General features: G+C 62.1%; 15 protein-coding genes. 10 read left to right on the top strand and 5 right to left on the bottom strand.

What is annotated here, in order from left to right; all coding sequences use genetic code 11:
• The first annotated feature begins 210 nt into the window (after positions 1-210).
• The 7 genes from NKJ72_RS03130 to NKJ72_RS03100 all read left to right on the top strand — a co-directional run bounded on the left by NKJ72_RS03130 (position 211) and on the right by NKJ72_RS03100 (position 7,419).
• Positions 211-1,500: an RsmB/NOP family class I SAM-dependent RNA methyltransferase gene (locus NKJ72_RS03130; RefSeq protein WP_352475808.1), complete on the top strand. Its 1,290-nt coding sequence runs from the start codon at positions 211-213 to the stop codon at positions 1,498-1,500.
• Positions 1,501-1,626: 126 nt separating this feature from the next.
• Positions 1,627-2,085 carry a PaaI family thioesterase gene (locus NKJ72_RS03125; RefSeq protein WP_023677140.1) on the top strand — a complete coding sequence of 153 codons (459 nt, stop codon included), beginning with the start codon at positions 1,627-1,629 and terminating at the stop codon, positions 2,083-2,085.
• Between the two features lie 27 nt (positions 2,086-2,112).
• Complete coding sequence (locus tag NKJ72_RS03120; protein WP_352476070.1) at positions 2,113-2,793, top strand: 5'-methylthioadenosine/S-adenosylhomocysteine nucleosidase; 681 nt, start codon at positions 2,113-2,115, stop codon at positions 2,791-2,793.
• Between the two features lie 55 nt (positions 2,794-2,848).
• Complete coding sequence (gene guaA, locus NKJ72_RS03115) at positions 2,849-4,411, top strand: glutamine-hydrolyzing GMP synthase (protein WP_352475807.1); 1,563 nt, start codon at positions 2,849-2,851, stop codon at positions 4,409-4,411.
• Between the two features lie 333 nt (positions 4,412-4,744).
• A complete protein-coding gene (locus NKJ72_RS03110) occupies positions 4,745-5,677 on the top strand; it encodes an alpha/beta hydrolase (protein ID WP_352475806.1) in 933 nt (310 codons plus the stop codon).
• Between the two features lie 19 nt (positions 5,678-5,696).
• A complete protein-coding gene (locus tag NKJ72_RS03105) occupies positions 5,697-6,644 on the top strand; it encodes a sigma-70 family RNA polymerase sigma factor (protein ID WP_352475805.1) in 948 nt (315 codons plus the stop codon).
• 37 nt (positions 6,645-6,681) lie between these two features.
• Positions 6,682-7,419, top strand: a complete 738-nt coding sequence (locus NKJ72_RS03100; RefSeq protein WP_352475804.1) for an SGNH/GDSL hydrolase family protein — start codon at positions 6,682-6,684, stop codon at positions 7,417-7,419.
• 793 nt (positions 7,420-8,212) lie between these two features.
• On the opposite strand, the gene NKJ72_RS03090 is transcribed toward NKJ72_RS03100, so the two are convergent.
• Complete coding sequence (locus NKJ72_RS03090) at positions 8,213-8,860, bottom strand: TetR/AcrR family transcriptional regulator (protein ID WP_352475803.1); 648 nt, start codon at positions 8,858-8,860, stop codon at positions 8,213-8,215.
• A 286-nt stretch (positions 8,861-9,146) separates the two neighbouring features.
• Here NKJ72_RS03090 and NKJ72_RS03085 point away from each other — a divergent pair, with 286 nt between their 5' ends.
• Complete coding sequence (locus NKJ72_RS03085) at positions 9,147-10,040, top strand: NAD(P)/FAD-dependent oxidoreductase (RefSeq protein ID WP_352475802.1); 894 nt, start codon at positions 9,147-9,149, stop codon at positions 10,038-10,040.
• A 601-nt stretch (positions 10,041-10,641) separates the two neighbouring features.
• Here the strand turns inward: NKJ72_RS03085 and NKJ72_RS03080 are convergent.
• Positions 10,642-11,121: an SRPBCC domain-containing protein gene (locus tag NKJ72_RS03080; RefSeq protein WP_254818896.1), complete on the bottom strand. Its 480-nt coding sequence runs from the start codon at positions 11,119-11,121 to the stop codon at positions 10,642-10,644.
• A 16-nt stretch (positions 11,122-11,137) separates the two neighbouring features.
• On the bottom strand, positions 11,138-11,497 hold the full coding sequence (locus NKJ72_RS03075) for an ArsR/SmtB family transcription factor (protein WP_352475801.1): 360 nt from the start codon (positions 11,495-11,497) through the stop codon (positions 11,138-11,140).
• Between the two features lie 572 nt (positions 11,498-12,069).
• Here NKJ72_RS03075 and NKJ72_RS03070 point away from each other — a divergent pair.
• Positions 12,070-13,281 (top strand): carboxymuconolactone decarboxylase family protein, encoded by a 1,212-nt coding sequence (locus tag NKJ72_RS03070; protein WP_352475800.1) that lies wholly within the window; start codon positions 12,070-12,072, stop codon positions 13,279-13,281.
• Between the two features lie 197 nt (positions 13,282-13,478).
• Here the strand turns inward: NKJ72_RS03070 and NKJ72_RS03065 are convergent, their stop codons facing one another.
• Both NKJ72_RS03065 and NKJ72_RS03060 read right to left on the bottom strand, forming a co-directional pair.
• Positions 13,479-14,075, bottom strand: a complete 597-nt coding sequence (locus NKJ72_RS03065) for an NADPH-dependent F420 reductase (protein WP_352475799.1) — start codon at positions 14,073-14,075, stop codon at positions 13,479-13,481.
• Between the two features lie 41 nt (positions 14,076-14,116).
• A complete protein-coding gene (locus NKJ72_RS03060; protein ID WP_254818893.1) occupies positions 14,117-14,851 on the bottom strand; it encodes an SDR family NAD(P)-dependent oxidoreductase in 735 nt (244 codons plus the stop codon).
• A gap of 261 nt (positions 14,852-15,112) precedes the next feature.
• Between NKJ72_RS03060 and NKJ72_RS03055 the strand changes: the two genes are divergently transcribed.
• Positions 15,113-16,009, top strand: coding sequence for a LysR family transcriptional regulator (locus NKJ72_RS03055; RefSeq protein ID WP_254818892.1), 897 nt, complete (start codon positions 15,113-15,115; stop codon positions 16,007-16,009).
• Positions 16,010-16,147: the final 138 nt, after the last annotated feature.

Genomic DNA, 16,147 nt, shown 5'->3' with positions numbered 1-16,147 from the left:
CACATTAGAGACTTGTAATGTATTGATGAATTGTTTGGTTACGCATGCCGGCGCCCGCTTGGTGGCGGCGGCTCGCGATGCACCAACCCACACTCGTCACCCCTTGCATGGATTGTCTCGCCGTCGGGGAAACAGAACTGTTTCAATCAGGACACGAAAAGCTCTAAGAGCAGGGCCGGATTTTGTTTTGCTGAGTAATGGAAGACGACAATGAGACTGGGCGGGCGGCTGGCGGCAGCCATTGAAGTGCTTGACGACATTGGCCGGCGCCACCGGCCGGTGGCTGATGCGCTGAAGGACTGGGGCCTGTCGCACCGCTTCGCAGGTGGCGGCGACCGCGCCGCGATCGGCAACATCGTCTACGACGCGCTGCGCCGCAAGCGCTCGGCCGGCTGGCTGCTCGGCAAGGACACGCCGCGCGCCATCGGCTTCGGCGCGCTGCTGCTCGAATGGGGCCAGACGGCGCAGTCGCTGAACGAGGTGCTCGAGGGCGACAGGTTCGCGCCGCCGCTGCTTACCGCCGACGAACTGACAACGCTCGGCGGTCGCCGGCTCGCCGATGCGCCGCCGGCTGTCAGGGCAGATATCCCCGACTGGTGCATGCCGCTGTTCGAGCGCGCGTTCGGCACGGCCTGGGTGGAAGAGGGTGCCGCGCTGGCGACACGCCCGCCGCTCGACCTCAGGGTCAATACGCTCAAGGCCGATCGCGGCAAGGTGCTGGCCGAGTTGGCGGAGACCGGCGCCAAGCCTGCGCGGATCGCGCCGCACGGCATCCGCATCCCGCCGATCGAAGGCGACGGCAGGCACCCGAACGTGCAGGCCGAGCCGGCCTTCCAGAAAGGCTGGTTCGAGGTTCAGGACGAGGGTTCGCAGATTGCGGCCGAACTGGCCGGCGCCGAACCTGGAATGCAGGTGCTCGATTTTTGCGCCGGCGCCGGCGGCAAGACGCTGGCGCTGTCCGCGGCGATGGACAATCGCGGCCAGATCTTCGCCCACGACGCCGAGAAGGCCAGGCTGGCGCCGATCTTCGACCGCATCCGCCGCTCGGAAAACCGCAATGTGCAGATCGTCACCAGGCCGGCCGAACTCGCGCCGCTCGGCAGGCATATGGACATCGTCCTGATCGATGCGCCCTGCACCGGCAGCGGCACGTGGCGGCGCCGGCCGGATGCCAAATGGCGGCTGACACAGAGGCAACTCGACGCGCGCAAGGGCGAGCAGGAGACGATACTCGATGCCGCCAGCGACTTCGTCAAACCCGGCGGCCTGCTGGTCTACATCACCTGTTCGGTGTTCGACGAGGAAAATGGCGACCAGGTTTCGGCGTTCCGGGACCGCCATCCCGGTTTTGTCCCTGTCGATCACCGCCAGCTTTGGGACAGCCGTTTTGCGGGCCGCGAAGCGGCCATGCGGATAGGCGCTGCGGGCGGCATTTCGCTGTCACCGTTGCTGAGCGGCACCGACGGTTTCTATTTCTGTGCGCTGCGCCGCGCCGGCTGAACCATTGCCATGGACACAGAGCCGGGGCCGAATGCTGCAGTGCAGCATTTGCGATTGCCTGCCGTCCACCCCTCTGCGATAAATGACTGTGCAATAAGATTTGCCGAGAAATGAAGGGCGACGGCCATGGCAGCAAAGATCGTTCCTGCTCCCGATTATGAGGACCGCGTCAGGACGTCCTTTGCGCGCCAGAACGCGATGATGACGATTGGCGCCGAGCTGACGTTGGTGACGCCCGGCATCATCGAGATCGAAATGCCCTATTCGGCGGCTCTGACGCAGCAGCACGGCTTTCTCCATGCCGGCGTCATTTCGACGGCTCTCGACTCGGCCTGCGGCTATGCGGCATTCTCGCTGATGCCGGAAAATTCCGGCGTGCTGACCATCGAGTTCAAGGTCAATCTGCTGGCGCCCGGCAGGGGCGAGCGCTTCCTGTTCCGCGGCTCGGTGACCAAGCCTGGCCGCACCATCATCGTCGCCGACGGCCAGGCCTATGCGTTCGCCGTCGATGGCGAGGCCAAGCTGATCGCCACGATGACCGGAACGATGATGACGGTGCTCGGCCGCGACGGTATCGAAGGCTGAGGAACGGGCAGGGGAGGATCGATGATCATGGCCGGCAAGGCACCTGGTGAGCTCACCCCGATCTCCGGCAAGTCCGTTCTCTTCGTCATGGCGGTCGAAGCCGAATACGGTCCACACCTGCAGCGGCTGTTCACGCCGCTGATGACCGGCGTCGGACCGGTCGAGGCCGGCGTCGGACTTAGCGCCGAACTGTCCCGGCTGAAGACCGAAAAGGCGCTGCCCGATCTCGTCGTGTCGCTCGGGTCGGCGGGCAGCCGGACGCTGGAGCAGACTGAAATCTACCAGGCCGTTTCAGTCGCCTACCGCGACATGGACGCCTCGCCCCTGGGGTTCGAGAAGGGCGCCACGCCGTTCCTCGACCTGCCTATCAGCGTGCCGCTGCCGTTCAGAGTTCCTGGCATGAGGCAAGCGACGCTGTCGACCGGTGCGGCAATCGTCACCGGCGCCGCCTACGACGCGATCGCGGCCGACATGGTCGATATGGAGACCTTCGCCTGCCTGCGCGCCTGCCAGCTGTTCGACGTGCCGCTTATTGGCCTGCGCGGTATTTCCGACGGGGCAGCCGATCTGAGGCATGTCGGCGACTGGACCGAATATCTGCACGTCATCGACGAGAAGCTGGCCGCGGCGGTGCAACTGCTGGAACAGGCGATCGCCTCCGGCGCAATCGAGTTTGATCTGTCGCGTGAAGATGCGGAATCGGAATGAGAGAGAGGCCTCGCAACCCATTGCGCCGACTCGTTTCTTTCTCTAAACGCTCGCCATGAAAACAGCCAATCATCCCGACACCGTCCTGATTGTCGATTTCGGCAGCCAGTTTACCCAGCTGATCGCCCGCCGCATCCGCGAGGCCGGCGTCTTTTCCGAGATCGTGCCCTTCCAGTCGGCCGAGGCGGCGTTCAAGCGCATCAATCCGAAGGCGGTGATCCTGTCCGGCGGCCCGGCCTCGACCGCCGACATCGGCAGTCCGCGCGCGCCGCAGATCGTCTTCGACGCCGGCGTGCCGGTGCTCGGCATCTGCTATGGCCAGATGGCGATGTGCGTGCAGATGGGCGGCGTCGCCGAAAGCTCCGACCATCGCGAATTCGGCCGCGCCTTCGTCGAGATCGCCAAGGACAGCCCGTTGTTCGAGGGCCTGTGGGCGCCCGGCCAGCGCCACCAGGTGTGGATGAGCCACGGCGACCGCGTCATCTCCCTGCCCAAGGGGTTCGAGGTGCTCGGAAAATCGGAGGGCTCGCCCTTCGCCATCTTCGGCAATGTCGAACGCAAGATGTACGGCCTCATGTTCCACCCCGAAGTGGTGCATACGCCGGACGGCGCCAGGCTGCTCCAAAACTTCGTCCACAACATCGCCGGTATTGAGGGCGACTGGACGATGCGCGCTTACCGCGAGCACGCGGTCGAGACGATCCGCAAGCAGGTCGGCCAGGGCAAGGTGATCTGCGCGCTTTCAGGCGGCGTCGATTCCTCTGTCGCAGCACTCCTGATCCACGAGGCGGTCGGCGACCAGCTTACCTGCATCCTCGTCGACCACGGGCTGATGCGCAAGGACGAGGCATCGGGCGTGGTGGAGATGTTTCGCCAGCATTACAATCTGCCGCTGATCCTGGTCGACGCTGCGGACCGTTTCATCGGCGCGCTCGAGGGCGAGTCGGACCCCGAGAAGAAGCGCAAGACCATCGGGCGGCTGTTCATCGAGGTGTTCGAGGAGGAGGCCGAGAAGCTCGGCGGCGCCGATTTTCTGGCGCAAGGCACCCTCTATCCCGATGTCATCGAAAGCGTCTCTTTCAGCGGCGGACCGTCGGTGACGATCAAGTCGCACCATAATGTCGGCGGCTTGCCCGAACGCATGGACATGCAGCTGGTCGAGCCGCTGCGCGAATTGTTCAAGGACGAGGTGAGGGCGCTCGGCAAGGAACTCGGCCTGCCCGACAGCTTCATCGGCCGGCATCCGTTCCCCGGTCCCGGTCTCGCCATCCGCTGCCCGGGCGGCATCACCCGCGAAAAGCTGGAGATCCTGCGCGAGGCCGACGCCATCTATCTCGACGAGATCCGCAAGGCCGGCCTCTACGACGCCATCTGGCAGGCTTTCGCCGTGCTGCTGCCGGTGCAGACCGTCGGCGTGATGGGCGACGGCCGCACCTACGAGTTCGTCTGCGCGCTGCGCGCCGTCACCTCGGTCGACGGCATGACGGCGGATTTCTACCACTACGACATGGCCTTCCTCGGTGCCGCCGCTACGCGCATCATCAACGAAGTGCGCGGCATCAACCGCGTCGTCTACGACGTGACGAGCAAGCCCCCAGGTACAATCGAGTGGGAGTGACGAGGAGTACTGCGGAGTAGAAGAGGATAGAGCAGCATGTTTAAAGCGATGTTGGCTCGGCGATAATAGTCAATAGTCCCAGCCCCCGGCCACCCGGCGACGGCATAGACGAAGCATCTGGCCGATCGGCGAATGTCTGGAACGACCGTCCCACAGAGAAGGGTGGAGCAGCCTAGCCTTGCTGGGTTTGACACCCGGGGTCCGCGGCAACTGCCACCGGCGAGGCGTTGCATCTGCCGGCCACGTATCCTTTCGCTGGGTTCATCCGTCTTAGCTGTTCATGGGCACGGTCATCCTTGACATCGCCCTCCTGGACGAATTGGAGCGTGACAAATGAACAGCAAGCAGAGCCTAGCGAACAAGATACACTACGACACGCTCGCGGAGGCTTTCCGCAGCGGTCGAGAATCGCCACAGGAAGCATCCGAGTGGTCCGTTTTGACGGCAGAACCGGGCGGCGTCGATTACGTCGAGACGAACGTCGGCGACAAGACCGCGCTGTGGGTTCAGCCAAAAACGGCAGCCAAAGACCGGGTCATGCTTTACCTGCACGGCGGTGGCTATGTCGGCGGATCGATCTGGACCCATCGCAAGATGGTCGGACACCTTGCTAAGGCGATCGGCTGTTACGCTCTGCTCGCTACGTACGACTACGTTTTCCAGAGCAAGTTTCCGCGCCAAATCGAGCAGGCCGTGACCGCGTTCGAATGGCTCGCCGAGCAGGGTGTCGCGCCGAAGCACACCATAGCTGCAGGCGATTCCGCTGGTGCTGGCCTGATCGTTGCGGCGGCGATGAAACTCCGTGATGCGGGACGGCCGCTGCCGGCCGCGATCCTCAGCATCTCTGGCTGGTATGATCTGTCGGCGAGCGGGCACTCTTACGAAAGCAACCGCGAGAAGGACGCCTTCTTCCAGAAGGCGGTCGTGGATATGCTGGTATCGCAAGTCCTTGCAGGGACCGATCCCCGGCATCCACTCGCCAGCCCGATCTTTGCCGATCTGAAGGGCCTGCCGCGGATCTATCTGCAAGTGGGCGGAGACGAAACCCTGCTCGACGACAGCCGAGCGCTCGCCGACCGCGCGAAAGCCGCCGGCGTCGAGGTGCGCATAGACGTATTTCCGGGGATGCTGCACTCGTTCCAGATGATGGCCGGCCGCGCTCCCGAAGCCGACGACGCGATCGCGCGGTTGGCACAATGGGTTCGCCCCAAGCTTGGTCTGGCCGCAACCGCGGAAACACGCGCTGAAGGTCAGGAGGTCGCATGACTGGCAAATTGAAACCAAGATGTGGCAGCTGAAGGACATGCCCGAACGACCGACCGGCCTGTTCGATGCGCGATATCGCGCCTTCCTCGAGACGGTGTCAGGCGTCCGCGCCCAACTGCATCGCTACTGCGCCCGCATGACGGCCTCACGCCTCGACGGTGAGGATCTCGTGCAGGAGACGCTGTTCGAGGCCTATACGAACATTGAGACCCTCGACGATGCCCGCCGGCTGAAGCCCTGGCTGTTTCGCATCGCTCACAATCGCTGCATCGACTTTCTGAGGCGACGCGATGTGCGCGAGCGCGCGGAGCACGCCTATTCGGACGACATCGGCGTTGTCTCTGCAGAGCCGGCAGCGACCGATGCACGCCGCGCCATCGAACGGCTGGTTGGCCACTTGCCGCCCAAGGAGCGCGCCTGCATCCTCCTGAAGGACGTGTTCGACTATTCGCTGGAAGAGACCGCAGAACTCGTGGACTCGACGGTTGGGGGCGTCAAATCCGCGCTCTCCCGCGGACGGGCGAAGCTCGCCGACTTGCCCCCTGAACCTGCCGGTGAACCGAACCGTCCGCTTGATCCCGACACCGCGCGGCTCTTGCAGCGCTATGTTGACCTCTTCAACCGCCATGACTGGGATGGCGTGCGGAGCCTCACCAGCGCCGATGCTCGGTTGCGGGTCGCCGACTGCTTCGACGGCCTGCTCAGAAGTTCTCCCTATTTCGTCGAATACGAGCGAAACCCGGAGACGTGGACCATGGAGTTGGGGGCGATCGACGGAGAGCCTGTCCTGATCGTGCTCTTCCAGCGAGGCGACCGGTGGCTGGTCGCGTGGCCGGTTCGTGTCCATGTCGCCGGTCGCGTCATCGATCGCATCGAAGATTATTATGGCTGTCCATGGATGTTGGGAAACGCCGCGGAATCCGACCTGAAACTCATGACTGGGCCAGCCATTTTGGGAAGAGCATAAGGCGACGATTTCTCACTTCTGGCCTGGCGGAGTTACGATGGTGCGTCCTCAACGAAAAATCGTGGCGTGCCTCGGATCGAGCAGCACGGCGGGCAAGGGCCAGGCATTCGATTGGATGGCGGAGCTCCGCCGGCGGCCGGGCAACGGGCAATTTGAGTTCCGGAATTTTGGCGTCGGCGGCGACTTGGCCTACAACGCGCTGCAGCGGTTGCCGGATGTGCTCGCCTGTCGTCCCGACAAGGTCATCGTCTGGGTCGGCGGGAATGATGTTCTCACGCTCGTGTCACGCAAAGTGCGGCGGTTCTTTACGTTTTGGAAGCGTCTGCCCCGCACGCCTTCGCCCGATTGGTTCCACGAGAATCTGGCCGAGATAGCACGCAGGCTGAAGCTCGAGACGGCGGCGGACATCGGCCTTTGCTCGCTCCCTCCGATAGGAGAAGCGCCGGATTCGGACGACCCGTTCCAGAGCGAGCTCAACCGGCGGATCAAGGAATATTCTGCGATCGTGGCGGCCATCGCGCACGAGGAACGCTGCGGCTATGTCCCCCTCCATGAGGCGCTCACCGAGGCGGTTCGCGCCTCGCCTGGCCGGGCCTACACGGCGTTCAACTTTCTTCCATTCTATCGCGATGCTTTTCGCGTACTGGTGCTGCGGCAGAGCCCGGACGATGTCGCACGCCGAAATGGCTGGCAGTTTCACACCGACGGCGTGCACTTGAACAGCCGCGCAGGGCGGATCGTGGCGGATCGCATGCAGAAGTTCATTGACGCCTGAACCTGTGCGGCCGTGTCCGATTGTGCAGCTGTCTGAATTGTCTTATCGCGCAGGCTGTCGGCATTTTTCTCAGGTTCGGCCCAACTGATCTCGCGTAGTGACGGTACTTCTCTCGCTCACGCCAAACTACGCTATGGGCTCGATGAGACGAGAAATCGACCGATTCATGCCGGTAGTCGCTGGAACCGACTAGATTTCCACCATCGAAGTTCCCCTGCAAATTTCTGACGGATCGCGGAGTCGATCTTTTGGCGAAGGCCGAAAAGCTTTGTGCTTCTGAAACAGCACATTACAATACGTCGCGAGGATCGAGTGGGAGGGCCGCTCGGAGCTTTTGGCGGTGCTTTTCGTATCCGATAGAGCATTCTAAAAAGTACCGTCATTCGTTCTTAGGGTTTGACGGTACTTTTCTGTGCGTCAACGCTTTGAAATATATAACGGAAATTGCCCGTAGCATGACATTTTCCGCGCCGACGGTACTTTAGTTATCGACATACATAGTTTCAGCTTTGGCTGCGGTGCCGATCGGTGTTCCGGACCTGATCGCATATCGTCGGATGGCACCGTCGCATCACCTATCAAACGTTGTCCCGACTGCTGCCGGATCTGCGATGGAGAGAAGCGTCGACCGCATCCAGGCGGGAGCTTGGACCGCGGTAGATGCGAGCGTCTTTTTATCGTTGGGAGAAAGATGAGGTGCCGCGATCTGTGCAAGCTCGGCCGCGCGCGCCGGCCCAATATGACGAAGCGCCTGGACGACGTCCCGGCCAAGCTGCCCGGAGCAATCAAATGCTTATCCGCCCGCGTGGTCGTTGCCACCGTGCGCGGCGATGAACATGGCGACGGCCGACCGGCAATAGGATTCGATTTCGTTGTCGTCCTCTGCTCTCGCCTCATCGAAGCGTGCGATAATCAGGAGATCGGATCCTTTGAAAAGCGCAGCAAACAAGCGGGCGGACCGGAGAGGATCGGGCACGTTCAGAATCGCCTTCGCGTGCAACTGACGCAACAGGGCCTCGATTTGGGCGATGACATGGGCGGGACCGGCTTCGTAATGGAGCTTGCTTAACGACTTTTGATTCGTCTTGTCGGCCATGATCATGGCTTCGACACTGCGGACGTCCGGGCTCAACAGCGTGCGAAGCAGGGGTAATCCCACCGCCATGAGCTGATCTTCGGCCGAACCGTCGACGCCTTCAAAAAGAGCCTGTGGTGCAAACTGATGGCAGCGGGTCGCGATGGCCGCGCTGAACAGCGCCTCCTTGTTCTCGAAGTGCCGATAGATGCTAAGCTTGGATATCTTCGCCCGCTGGGCGACCTTGTCCAATGTCGTCGCTTGAAAACCCAATTCCACAAAGAGTTCGCACGCGGCGTCGACTATCGTTTGGCCAAGCGCCTCGTTGGCGGGCCGGCCGCGCCGGCCCTGGCTGTTTACAGTCACGACAATTCCCGTACTTGACAGTATCCTAATTCTTGCATTACGATACCATGTAGTATCTGAAATGTGCAAGCCAATGGGTAGGTTTCAACCTGTCCTCCAAATCAAGTTTCCCGGGCGCCCGGCGATATCGAATGCGGCATTGTCCGGCCGGTCAACACAGTGATGGGCGACTTTCTCGTCGATGCCGAAGCCCTGCTCGCTGCCGGTCTCGAGCGCGTATCGCTGGACGATATTCGCGCCAGGCCCAGCCCAACCCCCCTCCATCCACAACACGGAGTTTATCACCATGGATGACGTCATCATCATCGGCGGCAGCTTTGCCGGTCTCGCCGGCGCCCTGCAGCTCGGCCGTGCCCGCCGCAAGGTCACCGTTCTCGATACCGGCCTGCCGCGCAATCGCTTCGCCGGCCACTCGCATGGCCTGCTCGGTCACGATCACAAGCCACCGCTGGACATCCTGGCCGAGGCGCGGCAGCAGCTGGCGCGTTATCCCACGATCAGGCTGGTCAGCGCCCGGGCCGACAGCGTCTCCGGCGCCATCGACGATTTCTCCGTCCTCACTGGCGATGGCGAAAGCCTTGGGGCGCGCCGCCTGATCCTGAGCTATGGCGTCGCCGACCAGATGCCTGATGTTCGGGGCTTTGCCGAAGGCTGGGGCACGTCCATCGTGCCCTGTCCCTATTGCGACGGCTTTGAAGTCGCCGGCCAGCATTGGGGCCTTATCTGGTCCGGCCCGCAGTCGCAAAATTATGTCAGGCTGTACCACGATTGGACCGACACGTTGACGCTCTTCGCCGATGGTCACGACATTCCACCCGATATCCGGGCCGATCTGGCGCGCCGCAACATACCTGTCGTCGATGGCCGGATAACCGAGATCGCCCATCACGGGGGCCATATTGCCACCGTCAATCTCGATACCGGCCGCAATGTCGCAGTCGACATCCTGTTCGCCCATCCGCGCAACAAGCCGTCCGCAAGCCTGCATGAATCACTGGGCCTCGCCACGGTGGATACGCCCCTCGGCATCGCCCTCAAGGTCGACGAGCGCCGCGAAACCAGCATGCCCGGCATCTACGCCGCCGGCGACCTCGCCAACCCCCTCATGGCCTCGGTCACCACGGCATCATCGCACGGCGCGATGGCGGGCATCTTCGCCCAGCAGTCGATGCTGGTTTGAGAGCACAGATACCCTTCTCCGGTTGCCGCGGGCCATCATATTATGAAGGTTGCGGGCCGGTGCCACGGAAACGCGGGGCCCCTCTCCCCTGAGGGGCGTCTTTGGCCGGTCAGCTGCGTCAGATCATCACGAAAGAGGATGCCGCTAACCTTCGACGCCTCATGGCTCTTCGAAATCCACTTTCGCACTATCGGAACATCAATGATCCGGTAAATCTATCGCGACGCGTCTTGGACTCGCAGCGCCGGTAGAGCACCATCTACTAAGCGATGCCAGCTTTGCAATCAGCATGGCGGTCAGGCTTCTGGCGCTACCACCGTTCCGACTGAGCGGCCGAACTATCCTCGACGAGGACATTTGATTGCGGCCCACCGCGCACGTCGGCCTCAGAATGCGTTTCCGAATGCGGTAGTGCTCCAGCGTAGAATGGCGCGCAAAAAGGTGGTTGAGGCGGACGCGCACGACGAGACCACCTCGGTTGGTCGTGTTGCCAATGAGGTTGATGATGGTCTCGTAGGTCCGCAGAGGGCGGCGACGACCTCGTCGGGGTTCTCTTCCGCGTAGTGAAGAGCCAAGCGGCCGACCCGCGAGATCGACGACTTCATGACCGTCCCACGCTCGCGCCCAGGGTGATAAGAAGCTCGTCCAGTTGCTCGAACGTCTCGACCATTGCATCCGCCGCCCCGGTGCCGGCAGCGTCGAGAACTTCCTTCGAGGGATAGAGCTCGTGCAGGACCAGCAGCGTCTTGCCACCTTTTTCCTCGAAGGTCACCGTGGTCACGGGCCCACCCTCACCATCTTCCTCATTGGTCCAGACGAGGCGCGAGTGCGCTGTCACTTCGAGGTACGTGCCGAAGAACACCATAGCATCGGGTTCGAACTCGAGACGGTACTTGCCCCCGACACGAACATCCATTTCGCAGGAACGCAGGAGCATGCCCATCGACTTCGGCACCCACCACAGCTTGAACAGCTCGGGCTTGGTCCACGCCTCGAACACGATGCGCGCCGGGGCGTCAAAGGTTCGCGTAACGACTAGCTCACGCTCGGACTTCCGTTCCACCGTCGTGCGGTTCTTCATGGGGGTAGGCTCACTCTCACTTCCTGCGTCCATCGACCTTCTCCTTCTGTTTCAGTTCCTCGATAACCTTATCCAACTCGTCGAAGCGTGCGTCCCAGAGCTGGTTGTACCTCTCGATCCATGCCGCCTCTTCCTCTAGTCGGCGCAGGCCGAGCTTGCAGGTCCGCACGCGTCCGACCTTCTCCGTGGTCACGAGCCCCGCCTGCTCCAAGACGCCGACATGCTTTTTCATGCCCGTGAGGGTCATGTGGAACTTTTCGGCAAGGTCCGTGATCGAAGCGTCTGCACGTCCGAGATGCTCCAGAACGCCGCGTCGGGTGGCGTCCGAGAGCGCGGCGAACGAGGCATCGAAGCGGATCCGACCATACTGAACCATGTGGTTCAGTATGTAACACACGGATTAGCGGCATTCAAGGGGAGGCCGAGCGCGCGCTGCGTTGGTTCTCCATTGAGTGTAGAAAAAATTGCGCCGTTAGATCAGGGCGTTGCCATACTCAAGAACAATCGAGTGGGAGTGAGGGGCGTGCTGTGGAGTAAAGTAGGATAGGATATCGCGCTGTAGGCGATACCAGCACAGCAAAAGTAGCCGAGAGTTCTCAATTTCGCGATGACTGGGATCAGCCGGCATTAGCGTCGGCTCCGATGATACAAACCCTCGACTGCAGAGGTCACGTTCCGAGGGTTTGTATCAAATCCGGCTGCGCCTGGTGTGGGGCGGTCGCGACCAGCATTCCTTGTCGAGCGCCTTCGACTATGGCTAGTTCCGCGATGCCTTCTTTGGTTTCGCGGCCACGTCCGGGACGCTTCGTGAAAGAGATCGCCGATGTCGTGTCGCCCTAACGCAGCAATAACCGAGCACAACGCACCCGCCTCCGGCCAGAGTTTTTTGGAGCTGCCCTTGTCGCCGTGGGCGGGACTCTCGCCACGATCAATCAGAAGGCATATGCAATGACAACAACATCTCAAGATAGTCGTTATTCGCGCGGTCTTGAAATCTTACGGCAGATTGGCGGAGAGAATTTCGACGCGCCGATTAATAGTCTTGCCGAGACATCCGTCGACCTTTCTCGTTTCACCGTAGAATACCCATACGGAGACATTCTATCGCGGCCAGGTCTCGACCTCCCATTGCGTCAGCTGTGCACTATTTCAATGCTGCTTGCCGACGGAAGCGCCCAGCCGCAGTTGAAGTTTCATATGGCGGGCTTCCTCAACGCCGGCGGCGAGCCAAAGGCGCTCATCGAACTCATGTTTATATCTGTAGCGCTCCTCGGCTTCCCGCCAACGGTAAATGCGATCGGCCTTATTCGTGCGGTGTTCGCTGAGCGCAAGCTCGCTTTTGAACCCATCGAGCCCTCCGCAGGCGATGGATCGACACGCCGACAGGCCGGGTTGGAGGCGCTCGACCGGCTCTCTGGAGGCGATGTGCAGGAATATTTCGATGGCTTTGCTGCCGGTTCGCCTGACCTCGCGCAACTCTCCATCGAGTTCGCCTTTGGTGAAATGCTGGCGCGCGACGGCCTCGAACAAAAAGCCAAACTGTTAGCAATCATCTCGATGCTTGCTGCCAGCGGCAATCGTGCGGCGGCCCTCCGTCTTCATCTCGCCGGCGCGCTTGCCCATGGCGTGACGCGAGAGGAAATCATCGAGGTGCTGATCCAGCTCAGCGTCTATCGGGGTTTTCCGGCGGCGCTCAACGCGTTCGCCGTCGCCAAGGATATCTTCGCTGCCGGGTCGCCAACGATTGCGGCAAACGTCCCCCCACCCGCCGTGGTCGCGAGCCGCGCAGACCGGTTGGAACGCGGGCGTGCTACGCTTGCGGAGACGTCCGGTTCATCGGGCGATGCCGTTGTCCGCAGTTTCGATGACGTCGCACCTGATCTCGGTCGAATGATCGTCGAGCATTCTTATGGTGAGGTGTTCTCGCGGAGCGGAATCGACATGAAGTCTCGGGAACTCAGCGCCTGCGCTGCTCTAGCAGCCGTTGGGTCTGCCACGGCAGAGATTCCGCTTCGCGTGCACATCAACGCCGCGTTGAACGTTGGCGCGACGCGGGAAGAAATCCTGGAAACGCTCATAAACCTCACTCCTTACAGCGGCTATCCCGCGACACAGCAGGCGGTTCGTATCGCAGCCGAGGAATTCTCTAAGCGCGGTTAGTCCCAAAAAGGGCAGATCACCTCAGGGGTTTTCAAAACGGCGGACGACGGCCGATAACCGCGGAGCGGACGTAGGAGAGGCCGTCGCGAAACGGTCTCTCTCGCCCATGCGCTTTACTGCTGACGGTCTTTTATCAGGCGCTATGCCGAATGTGCGTGTGCCTGCGAAGCGGAAAATCGACCAATTGATGTCGATAGTCACTCCTTCTTGAACAAATCCTGGAAGATGAGCTGGCCCCAAGTACGGCCGCGTGCGTGCACCAGCGCGCCACCCTCGTTGAGCTTTCCCAGCTTGACGGGTGCGAACCCGAGTTGTTTGGCCAAGGCCGCCACGGGAGCGGTCGCGTCCTCGTCGTCGCTCGACAGAAAGACGACCCGGTGGCCGCCGTCGACGACCGGATCCGCAGCCAGGGTGGCCGCAACCAGGTGATTGAAAGCTTTGACGAGCTTGGCGCCGATGAACGCCTTCGCGATGACGACGGAGGACGGGAGACCGTCCAGCTCTTCAGGGACTGGAAACACGTTCGTCGCGTCGATGACTGTCTTGCCTTCCCAGCTCGGCAGGGTCTTCGCAATCTCGCGGTGCTCCCAGAACGGGATTGCCAAGATGATCGTGTCGGCCTCGAGTGCTTCCCGCAGCGACTTGGCGACGACCGTGGGGCCGATCGCCCGAGCCTGCGGCGCCAACGCCTCGGGCGGCCGGCGGCTCGCGACGGTCACGTCGATGTTTTTACGGGCGAAGGCGTGGGCGAGGGCCTGGCCTATCTTACCGAATCCTACAATCGCGTAGCTCATAATACTTCTCCAATCCGTGTTGGTATTGATTCCCCCGGCCTTCAGATGGCCGAGAAGCCGCCATCAACAGACAACTCCACCCCATTCACGAAGCTCGAATCGTCGGAAGCAAGAAACAGCGCGGCCGTCGCAATTTCCTCAGGACGCCCCATCTTTCCCCGCGGGATCAGGGATTCGAACATCTGCTTCGCCTCCTCGGTGAGAACTTGGTCCTGCATCGGTGTGGCGATCGGCCCCGGGTGCAGCACGTTCACCCGGATATTCCTGCCCTTGAGTTCGTTGAGCCACCCGCGCGCGAATGCGTGCAGCGCCGCCTTGCTCCCCGCATACACACTGTAACCAGGAAAACCCTTTACCGAAGCAACTGACCCGGTCATGAAGATCGATCCGCCATCGTTGAACAGCGGCAACGCCTTCTGCACCGTAAACAGCGTGCCGCGCGTATTCAGGCCGAAGGCCGCATCGAAGTGCTGCTCGGTAATCTCGCCCAGTGGGACAGCTTCGCCCGTGCCGGCGCTCGCATACAGGACGTCGATCCTGCCCTTTTCCCGCTTGACTGTATCGAACAGGCGGTCGAGGTCGTCGAGATTGGCCGCGTCGCCGCGCACGCCGGTCACGTTTCGGCCGATCAGCTTGACGGCCTCGTCCAGCGCCTCCTGTCTCCGGCCCGTGATGAAAACATAGGCGCCTTCTTCAACGAACCGCTTGGCGCTCGCCAGCGCCATGCCGCTCGATCCGCCCGTGATGACTGCAACCTTACCCTCAAGCTTTCCCATGACTTCTCCTTTCGTGGTGTCGGGACAGCATCTGCCTCCGAGAACCTCGAAATGGGTCCGCCGGCGTCAGTTATTGAGTGCGGAAGCGCGCACATCGGTGGTGCGAAATCGATCCGGCTGGACGACTGGCGCTATGACCGGTGTCCGCCGTTCGGAATTGGGCCGCGCTCGCCGACATAGGCTATGATGACCGCGCGTATTGCTGTTCGGTGTGTTAGATACGGGCTTTGGAAGGCGCACCCCGCGGTGCGGGATTGCACCATGATCGACTGGGACGACGTTCGCTACTTTCTTGCCGTCGCGCGCGGAGGCTCGGTGCGGGCTGCCGCCGAGCGCCTCGGGGTCAACCACACCACAGTGCTGCGGCGCCTTGCCCAACTGGAGGAGCGGCTGGGGGCGCAGATGTTCGAGAAGCTGCCCTCGGGCTACCGCCTGACGGCTGCGGGCGAGGAGGTCCTCGAGTTCGCGGAGCAGATGGAGGCGTCGTCGAACCGGCTGGAGACGCGAATCTTCGGGCGCGACCAGGGCGTACGCGGACTCTTGCGGGTGACGCTGGCACCGCCCCTCGCGACACACCTGCTCATGCCGGACTTCGCCGATTTCGCGCGCCTGCATCCGGACATCGAGATGGAAATCTTGTCGTCCGGCGAGCTGGCAAATCTGACCAACCGAGAGGCCGATGTCGCGATCCGCGTCGTTTACGACCGCAAAACCCTGCCGCTCAATCTTCACGGCCTGAAGGGACCGGAGCTGTTCGGCGGCGTCTACATGTCTCGCGATCGACTAACCGCATGGCGTGCGGGTTCGTCTGATCCCATCCGGTGGATCGTCATAAGCATTCATGGCATCCCGGACTGGGCCCGCGAGGGTGAGGTTCGCACCACGGGGGTTCCATTCAGGACCACGGACGGCGAGGCGCAGATCGTTGCAGTACGGCAAGGGCTGGGGATGACGACACTGCCGTGCTTCGTCGGGGATGCCGACCCCCTCCTGGTGAGGGTGCCGGGCGCCGACCTGCACATGCATGGAACGCTCTGGCTTCTCACGCAGGGGGAGACACGCAAGACGAAGCGCGTGCGGCTCTTCACGGAGTTCGTATCCCGCAGGCTCGCCGCGTACGCGCCGCTTCTCGCGGGGCTGTCCATATCGCGCGACTGACGTCCGGCAGGTAGTCGATGGCGCGGTCTCAAGCGTACCGCAGCCCGATGTAAATCTCGCGACGGTCTTTTTGGGAACTGCCGGTACGGCTCGGCCGGCGGTCGTCAGAAAGAAATCGATTGATTGATACCGATAGTC

It is taken from the genome of Mesorhizobium sp. M0045 (assembly GCF_040323385.1).
Taxonomy (GTDB): domain Bacteria; phylum Pseudomonadota; class Alphaproteobacteria; order Rhizobiales; family Rhizobiaceae; genus Mesorhizobium.
Note: the sequence above shows the minus strand (reverse complement) of the source record. Positions and strands in the feature narration are given on the sequence as shown.